At 30.8% G+C, this 20,942-nt stretch carries 25 protein-coding genes; all 25 read right to left on the minus strand.

Features of this window, described 5'->3' with window-relative positions:
- Positions 1-419: 419 nt before the first annotated feature.
- On the minus strand, positions 420-800 hold the full coding sequence (locus RDK80_RS17055) for a RidA family protein (RefSeq protein ID WP_094899418.1): 381 nt from the start codon (positions 798-800) through the stop codon (positions 420-422).
- 13 nt (positions 801-813) lie between these two features.
- Positions 814-1,161 carry a ribosome silencing factor gene (gene rsfS, locus RDK80_RS17060; protein WP_094899416.1) on the minus strand — a complete coding sequence of 116 codons (348 nt, stop codon included), beginning with the start codon at positions 1,159-1,161 and terminating at the stop codon, positions 814-816.
- Between the two features lie 103 nt (positions 1,162-1,264).
- Positions 1,265-1,837, minus strand: coding sequence for a bis(5'-nucleosyl)-tetraphosphatase (symmetrical) YqeK (gene yqeK, locus RDK80_RS17065; RefSeq protein WP_308524976.1), 573 nt, complete (start codon positions 1,835-1,837; stop codon positions 1,265-1,267).
- Entirely contained in the window at positions 1,830-2,447 is a 618-nt protein-coding gene (nadD, locus tag RDK80_RS17070) for a nicotinate-nucleotide adenylyltransferase (protein ID WP_094899412.1), read from the minus strand. The genes yqeK and nadD overlap by 8 nt, the downstream gene beginning before the upstream one ends.
- Positions 2,448-2,513: 66 nt before the next feature.
- Complete coding sequence (yhbY, locus tag RDK80_RS17075; RefSeq protein ID WP_094899410.1) at positions 2,514-2,807, minus strand: ribosome assembly RNA-binding protein YhbY; 294 nt, start codon at positions 2,805-2,807, stop codon at positions 2,514-2,516.
- Positions 2,808-2,825: 18 nt separating this feature from the next.
- Positions 2,826-3,005: a hypothetical protein gene (locus RDK80_RS17080; protein ID WP_094899407.1), complete on the minus strand. Its 180-nt coding sequence runs from the start codon at positions 3,003-3,005 to the stop codon at positions 2,826-2,828.
- Between the two features lie 20 nt (positions 3,006-3,025).
- A complete protein-coding gene (obgE, locus tag RDK80_RS17085; protein WP_216556236.1) occupies positions 3,026-4,294 on the minus strand; it encodes a GTPase ObgE in 1,269 nt (422 codons plus the stop codon).
- Between the two features lie 331 nt (positions 4,295-4,625).
- The gene (gene rpmA / locus RDK80_RS17090; protein WP_094899405.1) at positions 4,626-4,916 is read right to left on the minus strand and encodes a 50S ribosomal protein L27; all 291 of its coding nucleotides are present in this window, start codon (positions 4,914-4,916) and stop codon (positions 4,626-4,628) included.
- A gap of 3 nt (positions 4,917-4,919) precedes the next feature.
- Positions 4,920-5,267 carry a ribosomal-processing cysteine protease Prp gene (locus tag RDK80_RS17095; RefSeq protein ID WP_308524977.1) on the minus strand — a complete coding sequence of 116 codons (348 nt, stop codon included), beginning with the start codon at positions 5,265-5,267 and terminating at the stop codon, positions 4,920-4,922.
- A gap of 4 nt (positions 5,268-5,271) precedes the next feature.
- Positions 5,272-5,583: a 50S ribosomal protein L21 gene (rplU, locus tag RDK80_RS17100; protein ID WP_094899400.1), complete on the minus strand. Its 312-nt coding sequence runs from the start codon at positions 5,581-5,583 to the stop codon at positions 5,272-5,274.
- A gap of 125 nt (positions 5,584-5,708) precedes the next feature.
- Positions 5,709-6,932 (minus strand): Rne/Rng family ribonuclease, encoded by a 1,224-nt coding sequence (locus RDK80_RS17105; protein WP_094899398.1) that lies wholly within the window; start codon positions 6,930-6,932, stop codon positions 5,709-5,711.
- Between the two features lie 15 nt (positions 6,933-6,947).
- Positions 6,948-7,643: a TIGR03936 family radical SAM-associated protein gene (locus tag RDK80_RS17110; protein ID WP_308524978.1), complete on the minus strand. Its 696-nt coding sequence runs from the start codon at positions 7,641-7,643 to the stop codon at positions 6,948-6,950.
- Positions 7,640-9,487 (minus strand): TIGR03960 family B12-binding radical SAM protein, encoded by a 1,848-nt coding sequence (locus tag RDK80_RS17115; RefSeq protein WP_308524979.1) that lies wholly within the window; start codon positions 9,485-9,487, stop codon positions 7,640-7,642. The genes RDK80_RS17110 and RDK80_RS17115 overlap by 4 nt, the downstream gene beginning before the upstream one ends.
- Positions 9,488-9,596: 109 nt before the next feature.
- The gene (locus tag RDK80_RS17120) at positions 9,597-9,902 is read right to left on the minus strand and encodes a hypothetical protein (protein ID WP_094899394.1); all 306 of its coding nucleotides are present in this window, start codon (positions 9,900-9,902) and stop codon (positions 9,597-9,599) included.
- A gap of 59 nt (positions 9,903-9,961) precedes the next feature.
- Positions 9,962-11,038, minus strand: a complete 1,077-nt coding sequence (locus RDK80_RS17125) for an FAD:protein FMN transferase (protein WP_308524980.1) — start codon at positions 11,036-11,038, stop codon at positions 9,962-9,964.
- Between the two features lie 157 nt (positions 11,039-11,195).
- A complete protein-coding gene (locus tag RDK80_RS17130; protein ID WP_094899390.1) occupies positions 11,196-12,005 on the minus strand; it encodes an FMN-binding protein in 810 nt (269 codons plus the stop codon).
- A 102-nt stretch (positions 12,006-12,107) separates the two neighbouring features.
- Positions 12,108-12,386, minus strand: a complete 279-nt coding sequence (gene minE / locus RDK80_RS17135) for a cell division topological specificity factor MinE (RefSeq protein ID WP_094899388.1) — start codon at positions 12,384-12,386, stop codon at positions 12,108-12,110.
- Between the two features lie 12 nt (positions 12,387-12,398).
- Complete coding sequence (minD, locus tag RDK80_RS17140; RefSeq protein ID WP_094899386.1) at positions 12,399-13,211, minus strand: septum site-determining protein MinD; 813 nt, start codon at positions 13,209-13,211, stop codon at positions 12,399-12,401.
- 18 nt (positions 13,212-13,229) lie between these two features.
- Positions 13,230-13,901, minus strand: a complete 672-nt coding sequence (locus tag RDK80_RS17145; protein ID WP_235601214.1) for a septum site-determining protein MinC — start codon at positions 13,899-13,901, stop codon at positions 13,230-13,232.
- A 43-nt stretch (positions 13,902-13,944) separates the two neighbouring features.
- Positions 13,945-17,199: a penicillin-binding transpeptidase domain-containing protein gene (locus RDK80_RS17150; protein WP_094899382.1), complete on the minus strand. Its 3,255-nt coding sequence runs from the start codon at positions 17,197-17,199 to the stop codon at positions 13,945-13,947.
- 11 nt (positions 17,200-17,210) lie between these two features.
- Positions 17,211-17,711 carry a rod shape-determining protein MreD gene (mreD, locus tag RDK80_RS17155; protein WP_308524981.1) on the minus strand — a complete coding sequence of 167 codons (501 nt, stop codon included), beginning with the start codon at positions 17,709-17,711 and terminating at the stop codon, positions 17,211-17,213.
- A gap of 15 nt (positions 17,712-17,726) precedes the next feature.
- A complete protein-coding gene (mreC, locus tag RDK80_RS17160) occupies positions 17,727-18,563 on the minus strand; it encodes a rod shape-determining protein MreC (RefSeq protein WP_094899379.1) in 837 nt (278 codons plus the stop codon).
- A gap of 11 nt (positions 18,564-18,574) precedes the next feature.
- A complete protein-coding gene (locus RDK80_RS17165; protein ID WP_308524982.1) occupies positions 18,575-19,606 on the minus strand; it encodes a rod shape-determining protein in 1,032 nt (343 codons plus the stop codon).
- Positions 19,607-19,633: 27 nt separating this feature from the next.
- Positions 19,634-20,341, minus strand: coding sequence for a DNA repair protein RadC (gene radC / locus RDK80_RS17170; protein ID WP_094899377.1), 708 nt, complete (start codon positions 20,339-20,341; stop codon positions 19,634-19,636).
- Between the two features lie 15 nt (positions 20,342-20,356).
- Complete coding sequence (locus RDK80_RS17175; RefSeq protein WP_094899376.1) at positions 20,357-20,938, minus strand: nucleoside triphosphate pyrophosphatase; 582 nt, start codon at positions 20,936-20,938, stop codon at positions 20,357-20,359.
- Positions 20,939-20,942 lie beyond the last annotated feature (4 nt).

Here is a 20,942-nt window from a genome sequence, read left to right on the forward strand (position 1 = left end):
TTTATATACTATTTCATTTAGACCTATTATGTTATTGTAAAATATAATAAATTTAACTTTGCTTTACATCCTTATTATACTTTTCTAATATATATTAAAATACGTCTTATTATGCCTAATAGATTAGTTCTTTGTTAGATTAAATCCAATTTCTTATAATACTTTTTACTTATTCAAGTGATAATCCCTGCTTCTAATAAGATAAGATTTGAATTCATAGTATATAGTATGTTTTTTATATCATTTGGTAATATACTTTCTAAAAATAATATGAATAATATCTAGTAAAATCTCTTAATAGAGGTGATTAGAATTACAAAATTTTATAATAAAAAATGTTCCTACCTCATAAACAGATTTTTATTCCTTATCTGTCTACTTAATAAGAACATATAAACTCAACTAAGCTAGGTTTTTATTTATATTATTGCTATAGCTTCAATTTCGATATCTGCACCCTTAGGTAAAGCTGCTACTTGTACTAAGGATCTTGCCGGCTTATGATCTCCAAAAAATTCTGCATAAACTTCATTTATTTTAGAAAAATCATTCATATCAGTAACAAATACTGTTACCTTAACTATATTTTCAATATTTGCATGACCAGCTTCTAAAACAGCTTTTACATTCTCCAAGCATAATCTAGTTTCTTTTTGTATATCACCCTTAGATAACTCCCCAGTCTCAGGGTCTATTGGCAGTTGTCCAGATGAATAAATTATATTCTCAGATTTTACTCCTTGTGAATATGGACCAACTGCTGATGGTGCCTTTTCTGTTGATAAAAATCTTAAAGTCATTATTTGTCCTCCTTTAGTTTAGATTATTTCTTTCCTTTTCATCAGACCATAGTCTTTCTAGGTTATAAAATTCTCTTTCTTCTTTATGGAATATATGAACTATTATATCATTAAAATCCAATAATATCCATCTTCCACTTTGATATCCTTCTTTTACAACTTCACCAGTCCCTGCCTCAATCATCTTATCCTCCACCTCATCAGCTATTGCCATTACCTGAGTAGATGAATTTCCACTTGCAATTATAAAATAATCTGCAATAGGTGTTAATTTTGATATATTTAGCACCTTAATATCAAGTGCTTTCTTATCTTCACATGCTTTAGTAATAATGGATAATTTGTTTTCTAAATCCAGCATAATTTACCCCCTCCAATCAATTTTTCTTACCTTAATCTTATCTTTACGCAATCACTCAAAGTCTTAGTCCTTTTAACCACCTTATATTAATAGAATATATCTTTTATTTATCTAATCTAGATTCTATTATTAAATAGTTTCTTGCTCTTATAGTATCAGGATGAATCACTTTATTTCTTTCAATTAAAAAGATTATTGTTTTTTCCATAGCTAATAAAAGAGCTTTATCTAAATTATCGAAGGCTAATCTTCTCACTTCCTCAACACCTGGAAAATTTCTATATGGTTCTATATAGTCAGCCATATAAATTATCTTATCTAATATACTCATTTTTTCTTTACCAATAGTATGATAATAAATTGCATCTAATATTTCACTATCTTTTATTCCATATTCTTCTTTTGCTATTTTAGCTCCAAGAGGTCCATGGATAAGTTCATGATTGTATTCCATACAAGCATCTAAAATTATATCAAAGTCAGATGCCCTTTTCAACAAATATGTTTCATCAATTATCTTAGCACAATCGTGTAAGATTGCAGCTGTTTTAGTTTTTTCTATATCAATATTATAAGTTTGGGCAAGTTCTATAGCAGTCTGCATAACTCTTATTGAATGGTTATATCTTTTTTCTCCTATGCTTTTTATTAATTTATCTTCCAAAGATTTATCCATCTATATTCTCCCTATTATATAGATTGTGTTCTAAAATATAATTTTCAACTAATTCAGGTACAAGATATTTTATGCTTAATCTATTTCTAACTCTATTTCTAATTTCAGTAGAAGAAATTTCAATAAGTGGCGAATTAACCTTTTCAAACTTAACTCCATAAAGTAAATTTAATTCCTTAATTTTATTATCTATACTTTCATCTTCTTTTCCTGGTCTATAGAGTAAAATAAATTTACATAAACATATAAGCTCTTCAAAGTTCCTCCATTTATTTATTTCGAAAAGAATATCGGAACCAATTATAAAATATATTTCATCATCTCTATATTCTTCTTTTATTTTCATTATAGTATCAATAGTATAGGTAATACCAACCCTATTAATTTCTATAAATGATATTTCAAAATATTCATTTGAATCTATAGCTAATGAAATCATATCTGTTCTTTTCCTTGATTCGCTAATGCCTTTATTATCTTTAAAAGGATGTACACCTGATGGCACAAAAATTAGCTTATCTAGGTTTAAGGAAGTTCTGACATATTCTGCCCCTATTAAATGTCCATTATGAATAGGATCAAAAGTGCCTCCCATTACTCCAATTTTCATTGATTTCCTCCTCAAGTAATAATTAAACTTCAGAAATATGTAAGATTCTGAAGTTTATAATTTCCTTTAATTTGGTAATTCGATTTTTTTATTTTCTCTAGATTCTTTATACAAAACAAATTTATTTCCGATACTTTGGACAAACTCTGCATCTATTTCTTCAGCAATTTGACTTGCAACTTCAGTTGCATCTAATAAACTATTATTTAGTACCTTTATCTTTACTAATTCTCTTGCCTCTAAAGCATCTTCAACTTGTTTAATAAAGTTCTCTGTTATTCCATTTTTTCCCACTTGAAATATTGGATCCATAGTATTTGCAATACTTTTCAAATAAGATCTTTGTTTTCCTGTTAACAACTGATCCACTCCTCTAATCTAAACTTCTATTTCTTTTCTTTGTCTTCTATGCTTTTCGTAGTCTGTATTACCTTTCTTCCAACCTGTTCTTGACTTTTCTCCTGGCCTATAATTTTCATTTATTACTACCTCATTTTTCATTAAGCAATAATATGTTGGTTGATTTTCTTTACAGTTTCCACAGCTTAAGCAGTCCATTTTGATAACTTACCCTCCATTTAATCAAAGAATTCAAATTCATATCCACAGATAAATACAGATTCATACTCCTGTATTCCTAATTCTTTAAGTTCATCTATTACTCCTTTTTTTCTCAACATGTCTTGGAAATATCTTAAAGAATCTACATCGTCAAAATAAGTTGAACCTAAAAGTCTTTCAATAAATGCTCCTTCTACAATATAATTACCATCTTCTTTCTTCACAATTATTGAGGTATCAATATCTTCTTCGTGCATAAATTGTTCATCAAAAGTTTCATAGATAATTTCAGTATTAGAGAGCAAGTCCCATATAGCATATTTAAGTTCATCTATTCCTCCTGATGTTGCAGCAGAAACAGGATATATTTTATAACCCTTAGGTTCAAATTCTTTTTTAATCTTCGCTAAACCTTCCTCTGCCCCTAGTATATCCATCTTATTTGCCACTATGATTTGTGGCTTATCTATTAGTTTAATATTATATTGACCTAACTCCTCATTTATCTTATAAAAGTCCTCCACAGGATCTCTGCCTTCGCTACCAGATGTGTCTAAGACATGTACAAGGACCCTAGTCCTTTCAATATGCCTTAAGAAATCATGACCTAGACCAGCCCCTTGGTGAGCCCCCTCAATTAATCCAGGAATATCTGCTATAACAAAAGATTTTTCTTCACCCACCCTAACAACCCCAAGATTTGGTTTTAGAGTTGTAAAGTGATAATTTGCTATTTTAGGTTTTGCTGCTGAAACAATTGAAAGTATAGTTGATTTTCCCACATTAGGAAATCCTATAAGTCCTACATCTGCAAGAAGTTTCAATTCTAATGTTATATCTCTTTCTTGCCCTTTCGTACCTGGCTCCGCAAACCCAGGTGCTTGACGTGTGGCAGTGGCAAACTTAGCGTTTCCTCTACCTCCTCTACCTCCTCTTGCTATGACAAATATCTGATCCTTTTCTTTAAGATCTACTATTACACCTTCAGTATTTGCATCTTTCACTAAGGTTCCAACAGGTACCTTTAGTATAATATCTTCTCCAGCTTTTCCAAATTGTTTCTTGGTTCTTCCATCTTCACCATTCTGTCCAGTATAAGAACGCTTATACCTGAAATCCATCAGTGTCCTAATCCCCTCATCAGCTTTTAGGATTATACTGCCTCCATTACCGCCGTCTCCTCCATAAGGTCCTCCAGCCGGTTCATATTTTTCCCGTCTCCAGGCTACAATACCATCTCCACCTTTGCCAGCTTTGACATGTATTTTGGCCACGTCTATAAACATAATCTCATCATCCTTATTAGTTACTTTTCTCTGTATTTTTTATTTTTACAAATCGATAAATTTATTATACCAATTTTACTAAGTCTGTCAATTATTATATTGAACTTAAATTAATTTTAATTCTAAATCGTCCTGATTATTTTATTCTAATATAAGGATTTTATACTAAAACAGTGTTATATAAAAAGTTCAAATAAAAAAATTTATCATTGAAATATCAGCAGATTAAGGAAGTCCTTTATAAAATCTCTTAGGTCAAATTTAATCTAAAATGAAGTAGAATTTTCCTACTATAAAAAATATAAGCTTACCATGATGGTAAGCTTAAAATTTACGCTAATTCCTCTGCAGGATAAACACTAACTTGTTTTTTATCTCTACCTTTTCTTTCAAATCTAACTACACCATCGACAGTTGCAAATAAAGTATCGTCTCCACCTTTACCTACATTATTTCCAGGGTGTATTTTAGTACCTCTTTGTCTAACTAGGATATTTCCAGCTAAAACGAATTGTCCATCGCCTCTCTTAACACCTAATCTTTTAGCTTCACTATCTCTACCATTTCTGGAACTACCTACTCCTTTTTTAGAAGCAAATAATTGTAAATTCAATTTAATCATCAATTACACCTCCCCATTCTTGAGTGCTACATACTCTGGGTAACTTTCTATTACTGAATTAATCCCTACTACTAACGATTCTAATAGGACCTGTGCTTTATCTAATTTAAGTTTTTCTATATTCTTAGGTAATTCTACGTCAAGAAACCCTGTTTTTTCATCTATGGAATACTTAATAGTATTTTCCTCTATTTCACAAACCTCCACTAAAGATAATAGAGTCGTTTGAGAGAGCACTGATATAGCAGCACATACTATATCTTTACCATATGAGTCATAATCTGCATGTCCTTCTATGGTATATTTTTTAATGTAATTATTTTTATCCCTATATATTTTGGCTATTATCATAAGATTAGCCAACAATATTTTCGATTCTTACTTTAGTAAATGGTTGACGATGTCCTTGTTTCTTTCTAATGTTTTTCTTAGGCTTATATTTGAAAACAACGATTTTTTTAGCCTTTCCTTGTTCTAAAACAACAGCTTCAACTTTAGCACCATCAACATAAGGCTTACCAGCAACTATCTCGCCTTCTTTAGACACTAAAAGAACTTTATCAAAGTTTACATTTGTGCCTTCTTCTGCATTTATTTTCTCTACGAAAACAACATCGCCTTGTTGAACTCTATATTGTTTACCACCAGTTTCTATTACAGCATACATGTAAAATTGCACCTCCTCTAACCCAGTCTCGCCAATACAGGGTGCCGTTAGGACTTAAACCCAGATTGAGCGGCTCTACACCAAAGTATTTTAACAAATATATCTAGGATTGTCAATACCTAATTCTATTTAGTAATGTTTCCCCTGCCTTCACATTTCGGACATTTTTTATAGAAATCTTTAGATAGTGATCTTCTTATTTTCTTTCTTGTTAGCTCAACAAGACCAAGTTTTGTAATCCCTATAATATTTGTCTTTATTTTATCCTTTTTTAAATACTTCTTAAAGGTAGATAGCACTGTTGAAATATCGTTTTTACTCTTCATATCTATAAAATCTACTATTATAATGCCTCCAATATCTCGTAGTCTAATTTGTCTTGCTATCTCTTCAGCGGCTTCTATATTAGTTTTTAATATAGTATCTCCTAAAGAGTTGGTGCCAACAAATTTTCCAGTATTAACATCTATTGCAGTCAAGGCCTCAGTCTCATCTATAACTATATATCCCCCAGATTTGAGGGGAACCATTCTTTGTAGTGCCATTTTTAAATCTAATTGAATTCCAGTATCATAAGCTATTGAAAAATCTGTATTTAATTCTATTTTATTGGAAAATTTAAATGGATAAATTTCCTCCATTAAAACTAAATTATCATATACTTTCTTATTGTTTACGATGATCTTTTCCATAGCATCATCATAGCTATCTCTTATTATCTGATAGTCTAAGCTAGGTTCTTTATAGAGAAGCTTGGGACAAGGCAAAAAGTTCTTTTCTTTTTGAATCTTGGCATAGATATTATATAGAATATCATATTCTTCCTTTAGTACAGATTCCTCTATTGCCTCTGAAGCTGTTCTAAAAATTACTCCCATGCCATCCTTTATAATTCTTTTTCCTATATCCCTCAGGCTTTCTGCTTCCTTAGAACATGTAATTTTTTTAGATATATTTATTTTATTAGAAAATGGCGTGAATACTAAATATCTACCTGGTATTTCAATATGAGTTGTTACCTTTGCTCCTTTGTTACCCGATGGTTCCTTTATGACCTGTACTATTACTTCTTGACCAGATTTAATGACTTCAGATATCTTATATATCCTTCCATCATATAAAAGTTCCCTAGACAGAGCATCCTTTACATATAAGTAGGCATTTTTAGACTCACCAATATCTACAAAGGCCGCCTCCATACCTTGTAACACATTAGTTACTCTTCCTCTATAAATATTTCCAACTATCTTACTATCTTGTTCTTCTAAATGAAATTCTATAAGTCTATTGTCTTCCACAATACCCACTCTATTAACTCCACCTAGAGAATCAATAAAAATATACCTCATCACAATTCTCCCATCTTATAACGGCTTATATATATTATTATCCTTTTCTGCATACAGAGCCAATCTTTTTGTAGTTACAGAATCCATATCTATATTAAGGAAAGTATCTCTATTTAGAGCTTCTATAAAGTCTAGCGGTTTTAAATTCCCATTACCTCCAGACCTTAATAAAGTATCTATTGTTATACTTGTATCCCTAATTTCTTTAATAACAAGATTTCCTATAAAGCTTTTAATATTCTCTTCTTTTTCAACTTTCTTCTTTCCTTTTTTTCTCAATCTAGTAATAATTATTTCTTCTTGAGACAACCATTTTATAAATATGCCTTCTAAGTTTTCTTTTTCTTTCTTCTTATCTATATTGAAGTTTATTTCATAAAAAGCCCAAGCTATTAAAGATGCTATGGATTCTTCTTTTTCAAGATATTCACCCCTTATTATTTGAATATCATTAGGCAATACAGCGTTCACCTTTTTTATAAACTCATCTACTGGGATGTAATCAATATCTATATCCATATATTCCTCTTCAGATTCGATACCAAGGGATAGGGGATTTCCTATTGAAAACTTTGGATGAGGATTAAATCCCTCAGAATATTTTATAGGAACACCTGCTCTATTAAATGATCTATGGAATAATCTCATCAAATCTAAATGTCCAATATATTTTAGATAATTCTTCTTATTAAATGCAACTCTTAAAATCAATTATTTCCACCACCAGTCATCGTACATCCCTTTATTCCACAACCTCTACATTGTAATCTACAATCTCCTGTAATCTGTTCCTCAAGGGATTTATTGTACTCTCTTATTAGATAATCTTTAGATACTCCTGGGTTTATGAAATCCCAAGGCAAAATTTCTTCAAGGCTTCTATTTCTTAAAGCATAGAAATCACTATCTATATCTTCTTCACTCATAGCCTCAATCCAAGTATCATATTTAAAATGCTCTGACCAACCATCAAATTTACATCCTTTTTCCCATGCTTTTAATATTAATTTTGATATTTTTCTATCTCCACGAGCAATTACCGCCTCTAAGAAACTTAATTTAGGATCATGGTAGTTAAATACTACCTTGCTGTCCTTTATGCTATTTTTTACCAAATAAATTTTTCTATAGAATTCATCTATTGAATCCTGCCCCATCCATTGAAAAGGTGTAAAAGGCTTAGGTACGAAACAAGATGCACTGGCTGTTACCTTTAAATTACCTTTTCTCTCTTCCTTTGGCAAATCAAAAAATATATCTTTAACTTTATAAGCTAATTCCTTTATACCCATTACATCTTCATCAGTTTCAGTAGGCAATCCAATCATAAAATATAATTTAATAGTAGACCATCCTTCCTTAAACACATAAGAAACTGTATTAATTAAATCTTCTTCAGTAATTCCTTTATTAATTACGTCTCTGAGCCTTTGGCTGCCAGCTTCAGGTGCAAAAGTCAATCCTGATTTTCTAACTTTCTCAATTTCTTTTAATATATCTATACTAAATGAATCTAGCCTTAATGATGGTAAAGAAACTCCTACTTTTTTCTCCTCAAATCTATCCATTAATTTTGAGATTAATAAATATAATTCAGAATAATCACAAGAGCTAAGGGATGACAGTGAAACATTTTCATATCCTGTGCTTTCAACCAATTTATCTGCTAACTCCACTATCTTATCTACTGACTTTTCTCTTATAGGTCTATAAATCATACCTGCTTGACAAAATCTACATCCACGAGTACAGCCTCTAAATATTTCCATAACAACTCTATCATGAACTGTTTCAATGAACGGTACAATCATTTTCTCCGGCACAAACATTGAGTCAAGATCCTTTATCATCCTTTTCTTTATTACCTTTGGAACTACTTCATCTAAGGCTACCCTTTCTTTAATAGTTCCATCATCATTGTATATTATGTCATAGAACTTTGGTACATATATTCCTTCTAATTTAGCCACTTCTTTTAAAAATTGTTCTCTATTCCATTCTTTTTCCTTTTCTTCTCTATATAATTTAAGAATTTCCAATGTAACTTCTTCCCCTTCACCGATTACAAAGAAATCTATAAATTCTGCTATGGGCTCTGGATTGTAAGCACATGGTCCTCCTGCTATAACGAATGGGTCCTCATCACTTCTATCCTTTGATAATAAGGGAATATTAGATAAATCTAAAATATTTAATATATTTGTATAACTCATCTCATATTGCAATGTAAATCCTAAAAAATCAAAATTTCTTACTTCTTCTTTATTCTCTAAAGTAAAAAGAGGAAGATTTTCTTTTCTCATTTCATTTTCCATATCTATCCAAGGTGCAAATACTCTTTCACATACAAATTCATCTTCTTCATTTATTAGATTATATAATATATGAAGCCCTAAATGGGACATTCCTACATCGTATACATCTGGAAAGGAAAATGCAAATTTCACCTTCACTTTATTTAAGTCTTTTATCACAGAGTTTTGTTCCATTCCTATATATCTAGCTGGTTTTTCAACTTTATTTAGAATCCTATCTAGAACTTTTTTGTCTATCATTTGTTTCCACCTTTCATTAATACTATAAATATTATCTTATCACTTTTTCATTGATATTAGTAGTAGCATTTTCTTATCAGATTAATACCTCGGGAAATTTCCCGAGGTATTAATCTGATTTATTATTCTTGTTAAATTGATCTGTAAATTCTTCTATTGTGTCTTTAGAATCAGCTACTACTTTTACTAAATAATCTTTTACCTTTTTTCCATCTTCTTTTAAACTAAAATCATAAGATATATTTTTTTCAATAATCTTAATAATATTATTTGTTGCTTTAGTATTCATCATCCTTATTGCTAAAATAATTAACAAAGTAACTAAAACAAAAATCATTCTACTTATCAATTTATTATAGTAACCATTACTATATTTAAATAAATTTTTGTTCAACTTATAATTTCTTTTATCCATATTATCACCCACCTCAATTAATAATATTTTATTTATCTGAAGTGGATTTTATACCAAATTTAATATTCCTTTATAATAAAAGATGTATTACCATCCTTTAAAGTAAATTTGCCCTTTAAATTTTCAGTTAGATAAACAGACTTATCCTTTGTAACGAAGATAGCTTCTACGCTCTCTAGTGAATTTACTAATTCCATTCCACGATCAAGTCCAAGTACAAATAATGTTGTAGATAAAGCATCTCCATCTATTGATTTACTAGAAATAATACTTACTCCTGTTATTTCATTTTCTGAAGGATATCCTGTCTTAGCATCTAAAATATGATGATATCTTTTTCCTTTATATTCAAAGAATCTTTCATAATCACCAGAAGTAACTATTGATTTATCTTTTACTTGAATTATCCCTAAATAATTCCCAGTAAATTCAAATGGATTTTGTATCCCAATATTCCAAGAGGAACCATCTAGTTTTTCCCCATGTGCAAAAACATTGCCACCTAAATCAATGATAGCGGTATTCGCTCCATTTTCCGTTAATATTCTCTTAACTTCATCAGCAGCATAACCTTTTACTATACCTCCTAGATTTATTTTCATGTTCTTCTCTTTAAGAAATATTTGGTTATTATCTAGTAATTCTAAATTTTTATAGTTAACAAGTGCTTTTTTTTCTTCTATTTCTTTATCTGATGGAATGAATTCCCTCTCCTTTTCACCAGACACTATATTCCATAAATCTACTAGAGGGCCAATTGTAGGATCATAAGCACCATTTGAAATCTCTGCATAGTGCTTTGCTTCCTTTATTACAAAATACGTGTCTTCACTAACTGTAATAGGTTTTATTCCTGCATTATCATTTATTTTACTTACATCACTATCTTTTAGTGTAACACTCATTCTGCTTTCTATCTCTTCCAATCTAGAAAACACCTTATCTAAAATTTTCTCATCAGTTTTATCATATAACTTAATAGTCATTACAGTATCCATTAAAAATTCTGTTCTAGATATGGGCTCTGATCCCTTTGGGAGTTTAGCACCCTTTGAATCCTGTCTCTTTATGCATCCCGTAGTAGTAAATATTAAAGCCAGAAAGATAACTAATCCAATATGTCTTTTCCTTCTCATTTAATCACTCCATATCATTTGAAAAAACCCTAACTTTTAGTTAGGGTTTTATTTATTCTTATAACAAATAGGAAAGTTATACCTTAAAGCTTCATATATTCAACTTTCCGTATATGAGTTCCAAGAAAAGTTACCTAATCTTAGATAGAAATTTTTCTTATTTTGCTGAACTTAATGCTTGATTTACTAGTTCTATCATACCATCTCTTGTATTTGTTGCTCCTGCAATACCATCTACGTTAAGATTTTCTGTTCCATTATTATCGATTATTAATTTTTGAACTGCTGGGATTACTTCAAATGGAGTTGCATATGAGTAATTATCAGCTGATTTTAAATCTCCTTTTTTAACTCCTTCTGCATCTTCCACAGCTACTTCAACATAGTCAACTCCTACGATTTGGCCATCTTGAACTCTTACTTTAACTTCTGCTAACCAACCATGGCTAGCTTCTGCAGCTTTAGCTTCATAAACTCCATCTTTGTAAACTGCCTCATATGTTTCACCTTTAGCAGCCTTATCTAATAACATTTGAGCTACTTCTTTAAAGCTACCCTTAGTATGAGTTGCTCCAGTAACTGCATCAAAATCTACTGCATTAAGGTCTTTCTTTTCATTGAATTGAGTGTTTAAATCTTTGATTACAGCAAGACCTTCAGCGTAAGGATAGTTAGATTCATTTTTAGCTTCTCCTGAAGCTGCTAAATATTCATTATAGTCTAAAGATGCTACTTGTCCATCTTTTACTTCTAGTTTTGCCATAGGATAATTTCCATGATCACTAACTGGCATTTTAACTAAGTAAGTACCATCTACTAAATCGCCTTTTGCTTCATTTTCTGGTGTAGTACTATCAACTGGTTTACTTTCATCAACCGGTGGTGTAGCTTCCTTTTTAGCGCATCCAGTAAATACAACTGTCATTAATGCTAATGCTAACATTAAAGCTAAAATTCTTTTTTTCATTTTCTTCCTCCTGTAAATTAAAAATTTTTTTCTTTTGTATTTTACACTTACTTATTATACTGTATAGTATAAAATTTATCAATACTAAATTTAATTTATCATTTATTGGTTGTCTTTTACCTTTAATATAGGAATATTTGCTACTAGAGCAGAAATCGTAGAACTGTCTATGTCCCTTTTCATTCTTGTTAATTTGATATCTAATCCCTCTTCATCTATATCAGCATATTCAGATATTACCCTAATAATATCACCTTTAATCATATCTAAAAATTTAGGTGAGAGATCTGCTCTATCGTGAACTAATACTAATTTTAATCTTTCCTTAGCTACATTCTTGCTCTTCTCCTCTTTTTTACCAAACAATTTAAATAGATCCAAGAATCTCCCCTCCTATTTACCAAATAATAATTTCAGGATTTTACTTAGCTTTCCTTCTTCATTTATATCTAAGTCTAATAATTCTACTTCATCCCCTATTATTCTTCTGGTTATATTTCTATAGGCTTTTCCTGATAATGCCTTTTCATCAATTACTACTGGTTCCCCCTTGTTTGTAGATATAACTATGGCTTCATCATCTGGTACGATTCCTAAAAGATCGATAGCTAGGATATCTATGATATCATCCATATTCATCATATCTCCTCTCTTAACCATTTCCTGCCTAATTCTATTAATTATCAATTTAGGATTATGTAATCCCTTTGATTCAAGTAATCCGATAACTCTATCAGCATCTCTGACAGCAGATATCTCTGGAGTTGTTACTATTAATGCTATATCTGCTCCAGCTATAGAATTTTGAAAACCTTGCTCTATTCCTGCAGGCGAATCTATTATAATATAATCAAAATCTTTCTTTAAATCATTAACTAAATCTAGCATTTGTTCTGGACTAACAGCAGACTTGTCCTTAGTTTGAGCTGCGGGTAAAAGATATAGTTTTTCATATCTTTTATCTCTTATTAAAGCCTGCTTTAGCCTACAATTTTTCTCTACAACATCTACTATATCATAAACTATTCTATTTTCTAGTCCCATAACTACATCCAAGTTTCTTAATCCAATATCTGCATCAACAACAACTACAGATTTTCCTAAAATAGCTAAGCCCGTCCCAATATTTGCTGATGTAGTTGTTTTACCAACTCCACCCTTACCCGAAGTGATAACTATAGCAGTTCCTAGTTTTTCTTTATCCATTTATTACCCTCCCTTTAATTATTTATTTGGCAGATAAGGCTCTATTGTTACTTCTCCATCTTTCACTTTAGCAATCTCTGGTAATCCACATGTTTCTATATATTCATCTGGTGGCCTAGCAATCTTGTCTCCTATTCTTAACTGCATGGGCTGTAAATTATAAGAGGCAACTATAGCCTCAAGATTGCCATCAACTCCAGCATGGGCAACTCCTCTAAGAGTACCTAGGACTATTATATTACCCTTAGCCTGTATGAGTGCTCCAGGATTTACATCTCCTATTATAACTATATTACCATCATACTCAACAATTTGTCCTGACCTTAATGTCCCATTTACAAACTTCGTCATACCACAATGGATACCTTTAAACACAGTATTATCTTCAAAATCATTCTCTAAATTGTTTTCCGTATTGTTAGTTAAAGAAGGATGAAAAATATGCTTTGGTAATTCCTCCTCAGAAACTACCAAATCATATTTGTATTTTAAAATTAACTTTAATTCTAGTAAATCCTCAATAGATAATTTTTCAGATTTAATTCCTAAAAGTTTTGTTCCATGATAAAAATTAGAAGCATTTTTCATCTTTGTATCTAATTCTTCTTTAACTGATAGAAAATTATCACCATTTATATTTAAAAAAATGCCTTCTTTCACACCCTTAAAGCTTAGTAAATCTTCTTTCACCTTCAAAACTACCTCCACAATAATCTGTATTTATACTCTATTATCATTCTACCAAACTGCTTTTAAAAGGTAATGATTCTTTAGTACCAACTGCATTTAAACCTAAATATTCTGCTATAATATCCCTTGTCATAGGTCCTGCATAACCTCCACTACCTCCTTGAAAAATTACAGAGACTACTGCAATTTCAGGGTCATCATAGGGTGCAAAAGCAACAAACCATGCAAAGTCATCAAAAGTTTCTCCAGTAGAGGGGTTTTCACCAGATTTTTGTGCAGTACCTGTTTTAGATCCTACTTTAACAGGAAAATTTCCAAATACTTTTCTCATTGAACCATCATTGGATACATCTAGCATACCTTTCTTTATATGGTCTAAACTTTTATAATCATTTAATTCTATTCTCTCAGCTTCCCTAGCATTTTCAAATATCGTTTTAGAATTATTATAGTTTTTGATATTATCAATTAAAGTTACCGTATGTCTATATCCACCGTTGGATATAGTTGCTATATAGTTTGCCATCTGCATAGGAGTATAGGAGTTCTGACCTTGACCAATAGTTACATTCAATGTATCTGAAATATTCCAACCAGCTTGGTTTAAATAGCTATATTTTATTTTATCAGCTAATCCTTCTTTTTTATTAGGTAGTTTTTTTTCTGGTTCTATACCAAAGGCATTTAATCTCCTAATAACTTCACCTCTAGTCAAAGGTTCTTCTAATTCTGTCCAACTAACTATATCCTCTATTATATCTGCAATTTCATAATCATCTAACACTATACCTTCTTTTAGATAGTTTCGTATGCTTTTTTGAAGATCTGATTTTAATAGGTATTTAGTGTTTATTATTTTCCTTTGGGGATCAGGTACTCCTCCTGAAGTTTCAGCTGGTATATTTATTTCTATACCTGTTTTATCATTTAATCCCAATTGCTTAGATAAATTTACTATATCTTCAATTTCAAGCTTAACTCCTATATTTTCTCCAGTTCTTGGATTTCTACCAAATGCCAATGAATAGAAATAATAGTTACAAGAATCCCTAATGGCTTCATACATATTTTCATATCCATGGGTTCCCCTACTTTGATTCCAAATCCAACAGCCAAATGGCTTAGTACCTACACCTAATTCAACATAACCCATATCCCTTATTTTCTTAGTAGGACTTAAGCCCTTATCTAGGGCTGCTAATGCTGTTACCATCTTAAATGTTGAGCCAGGTTGTACTGCTGTTTGTGTAGCAACATTATATAATGGCCTTGGTGCTAATGGGTCCTTATCATTTTCTGGAAATAAACTCTTCCAGTCAGTATTAGATATTCCTGTTGCAAATAAATTTGGGTCATAGGCAGGATAGCTTACACTAGACAAAACCTCACCTGTTTTTACATTTAAAACCACTACTGCACCAGATGTAGCATTATTATAAGGTTTACCCTTTTTCTTGTTAATACCAAATTGGTAATTACCCCAGGGACTTTCATATGTGCCACCAACTTGGATTTTTTCTAAGGTCTGTTTTAAAGCCTGTTCTGAAAATTTTTGTAAATTTAAATCCATTGTTAAATAAATATTATCTCCAGGAATTGGTTTCTTTTCATCAAGGATTTTGGTTGTATTCCCCAGTACATCTACCTCAACCCTTTTAATTCCATTTTGTCCTTTTAAAATATCTTCAAAACTTTCTTCAACTCCCGTTTTTCCAATGATATCATTTGGGGAATACTTTTTCTCATCTACATATTTCTTAATCTCATTTGGCTGACTAATCTTACCTAAATAACCTAGCATATGAGCGGCAGTAGTTCCTTCTGGATAATACCTCACCGGCTCTATAGATACTTGTATTCCAGGGAAATCCATCAACCCCTCTTCAATTTTCGCTACTGTAGAATCCTTTATGCCATAGGCAATATTTATTGGCTGATAAGCCAAATGCCCTTGTTTACTAAGTAGCTCGTACAACAATAGAATAGATCTAGATTCATAGTTACTTAAATACTCAGGTATTTTATGTCTTTCCTTCAATTTCTTAAAAGCTTCCTCAGTAGTACTGTCTTCATCTATTTTATTTTCATTATACCATCTTTTCTTATTGTTAATAAATACATATTCAAAATCTTGCGCAATTGAAATCCTAGTATTTATCCCATCATTTAAAAGTTGTTCTTGAGCTAGAGATTTTATATTATCATTTGTAATAAATTCTTCCAATGTGTTAGTATTTTTACTATATTCTAATAAAATATCTATAGGCGATTTCTCTCCTATATTGTCGCCTCCTGTATACTTATATATTACAGTAGTATTATCTTCACTTAATTCTACCTTAATGGGTATATTTGGATCTTTTTGTAATACCATATCTAATAATATTTTACCAGGTATTAAAATTTCCTTTTTACCCTTATCATTTTCTTTGATAATTACTTTGTCTAAAAGATTATTAATTGATGAATGAGACACGATTGTGATAAAATCATCTCTAGCTGTTGTCTTTTCCGTTACTCCATCATAAGAATTCATCAAAATCCTTTTTTGTTCTTTATATTCTTCATCATATGACAGTGAATATTCTTCCATAATAATGTTACCTGTTAAATTTTTCTCTACCATTATATCATATAATAGTTTTCTTAAAATTGGATGGTCTACTATTCTTCTTATAATATTCTTATCATTATTGATTAATTTAACCAATTGCTCAACATCAACGGCTCCCTCAGATACTTCCTTTCCTTTATCTATTAAAGCGTTAATAACCCTCTCTGCTGTTACAAATTTATAATGTTCCTTATATCCTAAATGGATATAAGTAGTATTTAATAACTCTGGTAAAAGATTTTGATTGATTATAATGTCAATAACTTTATCGTTTGGAGTTTGTTCTTCATCAAAATAATCTCTCTCATTTTTATACTTAAACACGTTTAAATTAATTGGAAACTCGTCCACATAAGTAACACCATCTTCTTCTAGCAGCCTAACTAAAGATAGTAATGCGTTATTTTTTTTCTCTATATCTTTTATATTTAATTCATCCTTTAAGATTTGTACAGTAAAGCTAGGTTTATTTCCTGCTAAAAGTCTTCCATACCTATCCCTTATCTCACCTCTTGGTGCAGTAGTATATATCTCCTTTAGTCTTTTATTATCAGATATATCCCTATATGTGTCACCTTCAACAATAGTTAATGTTGCCAATCTAAAGGATAATATAAGCATTAGCAAGATAACAACGTATGTAAGAATGTTATATCTATTGAAAATTTTTTCTAACCATTTCAATTGTTTCACCTCTATCTATTGCCAAACCTTATTGTTGGCACAACAAAAATTTTTGAAAAAATCTTGTATATTGGAATAGATAATACACAATTATATATTGTTTCAGTTACTAATATATCCTTTGCAAATGATAAAAATGGAATGTTTCTAGAAAGGAAAAACATAAATACATAATAAAAGAAATTATAATATATAGTTCCTAAAATAGAAAATAATATAGGTATAAAAATATTTTCTTTTGTCAATTTATTTTCAACTAGCCCTACTAAGTATCCTGCAAAGAAATAAATAAATGCATTTACTCCTATTACGGGACTAAAAACTATATCTTGGACCGCTCCTATTATAAGACCTACAAATCCTCCATAGAATCTTCCTTTATATAATGCAATGGAAATTACTATAAGAAGAGCTGTATTTGGTACAACTCCAAGTATGCTAATATATGGTAATATAGAACTTTGTAGAAAGAAATTCAACAAAACCACTATTGTCAGTATAAGCACAATCATATTCATCCCTCAATCTCAATCAGATATTACAAAAACCTTGTATATTTTTTTAAAATTTATTGCAGGCTTAACCCGTATTTTTTTCATCAAATCCTCATCATCACTAACTACTTCATCTACTTCTCCAATATATATATCTTTAACAAAAGCACCACCAAGACCTGAGGTAAATAGCTTATCTCCCTTGATTATATCTGCTTTATTATCAAAAAGATAACCTGATATTTCTCCATCTATACTACCTGACATTATTCCACCATCTTGTGTCCTTAAAACTTTAAAAGAAATACTACTAATTTCATCTACAACGGTGACTACCTTTGACCAATTAGGTCCCACATCTACAACACGTCCTACGATTCCTTCTATTACAGTATTTTGTTCAATCTCAATTCCTTGAACAACAGTACTTCCCTTTTTTATCCCATCTTTTAATCCCTTATCAATTGTAAATCTATCGAACCAATTACCTGGTTCTTTTCCTGCAATTTGTGCAGAAATCAAATTAAAGCTTGTCTTATCTAAAAGTTTAGCTTCATTTTTTAAATAATCTGTTCTACCTATTATCTCTAAATAATTTCTGTTTTCTTCTTCCAATTGTGCTATTTGTTTTTTTAAGCTTTCGTTTTCTTCCTTTAATTTAGCAATATTTTTAAGATTGCCAAAAAAGTCGGATATATTCTTACCTATAGAATTAGATATTTTTCCAATAGGTGTAAGAATATTACCAACTAATTTTTCGAACTTATTCAAAGCCATTCTTTCAGTACTAGTAATACCTATCATAACAATTAGAATGATAGCAACTGCCGTCACCATCATTCTTTCCTTATTCTTATTGAAAAAAGACATAAAATCACCACTTAACCTATTCTTTTATTATTTGATAAGGTTTTTTTAAGTATTTCAATACTATCTAATGCCTTCCCTGTACCTATTGCAACACAATCTAAAGGTTGTTCTGCAATATGTACAGGCATACCTGTTTCCTCAATAATTAATCTATCTAAGCCGTCTAAAAGTGCTCCTCCTCCAGTTAACATTATGCCTTGTTCCATCACATCAGAAGCCAACTCTGGTGGAGTTTTCTCTAAAGTAGATTTTATTGCCTCTAAAATACTGTGAATCGGCTCTTTCATAGCATCATATATTTCTCTAGAGCTTACATTTATAGTCTTTGGTAGACCACTAATCATATCTCTTCCTCTAATCTCCATTGTAGATATTTCAGAGTTCCCATCAGCTGATCCAATAGTTATTTTAACCTCTTCAGCTGTACGCTCACCAATCATTAAGCTATACTCTTTCTTAATAAAGTTAACTATTGACTCATCTAACTCGTCTCCGCCTACTCTAATGGATTTAGACGTAACAATTCCACCTAAGGATATTATTGCTACTTCTGTAGTACCTCCTCCAATATCTACTATCATAGACCCTGTTGGTTCTTGAACAGGTAACCCAGCACCAATAGCTGCCGCCATAGGTTCTTCAATTAAATAAGCGTCTCTTGCTCCTGCATGTATTGCAGCTTCTTCGACTGCCCTTTTTTCTACTTCTGTAACTCCACTAGGTACACATACTACCACTCTTGGTTGAAAAAATGTTCTTTTTTTTGTAGCTTTTCTTATAAAGTACTTTAACATACTCTTAGTGACATCAAAATCTGCAATTACACCATCCTTTAATGGTCTAATAGCCACAATATTTCCTGGTGTTCTGCCTATCATCTTCTTAGCCTCTTCACCTACTGCCAACACCTGCTTAGTATTAGTTTGTATAGCCACAACTGAAGGCTCCCTAGCTACGATTCCTCTACCCTTTATATAAACTAAAGTATTAGCTGTTCCCAAGTCTATTCCCATATCTTTTACAAATCCATTAAATAGTCCCATATTACTTGCTCCTTCCTTAAATAAAACTTAAATTAGATTTTTTTCTTTAAAACTTATATATTTATTATCACCAATTATTATGTGATCTAACACTTTTATTCCAATTAAATTCCCAGCATCCATTAAACGATTGGTTATATTTATATCTTCATTGCTTGGAGTAGGATCACCACTAGGATGATTATGTATTAAAATCATAGAGTTAGAATTTCTCTTTATAGCAGCTCTAAATACATCTCGTGGATGCACAATAGAAGCATTTAAAGTACCTATTGAAATTTCTTCAGTTACAATAATTTGATTTTTTGTATCTAACAATATAATTTTAAAGTGTTCCTTCTGTAAATATCTCATTTCATCCATATATAAATTTGCAATAGTACTAGGATCATTTATTCTAACCTTACTTAAAGCATGATGATAATTTATTCTCTTTCCTATTTCTATAGCTGCTAAAATTTGGGCTGCTTTACACTCACCTACACCTTTAATCCTCATTAAATTCTGTAAGGAAGTATCTCTAAGGTGTACCAGTCCTCTGCCATCACTGCTTAAAACTTTTCTAGCCAAATCAATTGCTGTATCGTTTTTATTACCTGTTCTGATTATAATCGCCAATAATTCTTCATTTGATAAAGCTCCAGGGCCATGACTATAAAGTTTCTCCCTTGGTCTTTCTGTCATCGGAAGTTCCTTAATCGTGTAATTTTTTTCAAAATCTAGACTATTATCCATAATCCACCTACTTATCTATAATATTTTTACGTTAAAAAATTTATTTAATAAGTAGTCAAGCTTTCCAAGAGGCAAGCCTACCACATTAGAATAACAACCATTTATTTTCTCAACTAAAATTTGACCATATCCTTGGATTCCATATGCTCCTGCTTTATCCATAGGCTCATTTGTATGAATATATCTCATTATTTGTTCTTCTGATAAATGTCTGAATCTAACTGCCGTATTTTCATAATCTATGATTTTAATATTAGTATTTGCTCTAATAATGCAAATCCCAGTAATTACACTATGTTCCTTTCCATTTAATAAAGATAAAATTCTAAATGCATCTTTTTCATCCTTTGGCTTACCTAGTATCATATCCTCCGAAACTACTATGGTATCGGCTCCAATAATTATCTCACCATTACTAAAATAATTACTTACCCAATATGATTTCTCAAATGCCAAAGACATCGCTACCTGCTCTGGTAATTCTCCTTTTATCTGTTTCTCCTCAATTTCAGCACCGAATATTATTGGGTTTAGATGATATCTATTTAGTATTTCTTTTCTTCTTGGAGAAGAAGATGCTAATATTATCTTTTCCATACTA

This window comes from uncultured Tissierella sp. (genome assembly GCF_902479755.1).
In the GTDB taxonomy this organism is placed as follows: Bacteria; Bacillota; Clostridia; order Tissierellales; family Tissierellaceae; genus Tissierella; species Tissierella carlieri.

What these genes read in the sequence shown, in the direction of transcription:
- yqeK (WP_308524976.1), bottom strand. Translation starts at nt 1,837, where the DNA reads ATGGATAAATCTTTGGAAGATAAATTAATAAAAAGCATAGGAGAAAAA.
- RDK80_RS17095 (WP_308524977.1), bottom strand. Translation starts at nt 5,267, where the DNA reads ATGATAATAGCCAAAATATATAGGGATAAAAATAATTACATTAAAAAA.
- rplU (WP_094899400.1), bottom strand. Translation starts at nt 5,583, where the DNA reads ATGTATGCTGTAATAGAAACTGGTGGTAAACAATATAGAGTTCAACAA.
- RDK80_RS17105 (WP_094899398.1), bottom strand. Translation starts at nt 6,932, where the DNA reads ATGAGGTATATTTTTATTGATTCTCTAGGTGGAGTTAATAGAGTGGGT.
- RDK80_RS17055 (WP_094899418.1), bottom strand. Translation starts at nt 800, where the DNA reads ATGACTTTAAGATTTTTATCAACAGAAAAGGCACCATCAGCAGTTGGT.
- RDK80_RS17120 (WP_094899394.1), bottom strand. Translation starts at nt 9,902, where the DNA reads ATGGATAAAAGAAATTATAAGTTGAACAAAAATTTATTTAAATATAGT.
- minD (WP_094899386.1), bottom strand. Translation starts at nt 13,211, where the DNA reads ATGGATAAAGAAAAACTAGGAACTGCTATAGTTATCACTTCGGGTAAG.
- rpmA (WP_094899405.1), bottom strand. Translation starts at nt 4,916, where the DNA reads ATGATTAAATTGAATTTACAATTATTTGCTTCTAAAAAAGGAGTAGGT.
- RDK80_RS17125 (WP_308524980.1), bottom strand. Translation starts at nt 11,038, where the DNA reads ATGAGAAGGAAAAGACATATTGGATTAGTTATCTTTCTGGCTTTAATA.
- RDK80_RS17080 (WP_094899407.1), bottom strand. Translation starts at nt 3,005, where the DNA reads ATGGACTGCTTAAGCTGTGGAAACTGTAAAGAAAATCAACCAACATAT.
- radC (WP_094899377.1), bottom strand. Translation starts at nt 20,341, where the DNA reads ATGGATAATAGTCTAGATTTTGAAAAAAATTACACGATTAAGGAACTT.
- RDK80_RS17115 (WP_308524979.1), bottom strand. Translation starts at nt 9,487, where the DNA reads ATGATAGACAAAAAAGTTCTAGATAGGATTCTAAATAAAGTTGAAAAA.
- nadD (WP_094899412.1), bottom strand. Translation starts at nt 2,447, where the DNA reads ATGAAAATTGGAGTAATGGGAGGCACTTTTGATCCTATTCATAATGGA.
- RDK80_RS17175 (WP_094899376.1), bottom strand. Translation starts at nt 20,938, where the DNA reads ATGGAAAAGATAATATTAGCATCTTCTTCTCCAAGAAGAAAAGAAATA.
- mreD (WP_308524981.1), bottom strand. Translation starts at nt 17,711, where the DNA reads ATGATTGTGCTTATACTGACAATAGTGGTTTTGTTGAATTTCTTTCTA.
- RDK80_RS17165 (WP_308524982.1), bottom strand. Translation starts at nt 19,606, where the DNA reads ATGGGACTATTTAATGGATTTGTAAAAGATATGGGAATAGACTTGGGA.
- rsfS (WP_094899416.1), bottom strand. Translation starts at nt 1,161, where the DNA reads ATGCTGGATTTAGAAAACAAATTATCCATTATTACTAAAGCATGTGAA.
- RDK80_RS17130 (WP_094899390.1), bottom strand. Translation starts at nt 12,005, where the DNA reads ATGAAAAAAAGAATTTTAGCTTTAATGTTAGCATTAGCATTAATGACA.
- obgE (WP_216556236.1), bottom strand. Translation starts at nt 4,294, where the DNA reads ATGTTTATAGACGTGGCCAAAATACATGTCAAAGCTGGCAAAGGTGGA.
- mreC (WP_094899379.1), bottom strand. Translation starts at nt 18,563, where the DNA reads ATGTCTTTTTTCAATAAGAATAAGGAAAGAATGATGGTGACGGCAGTT.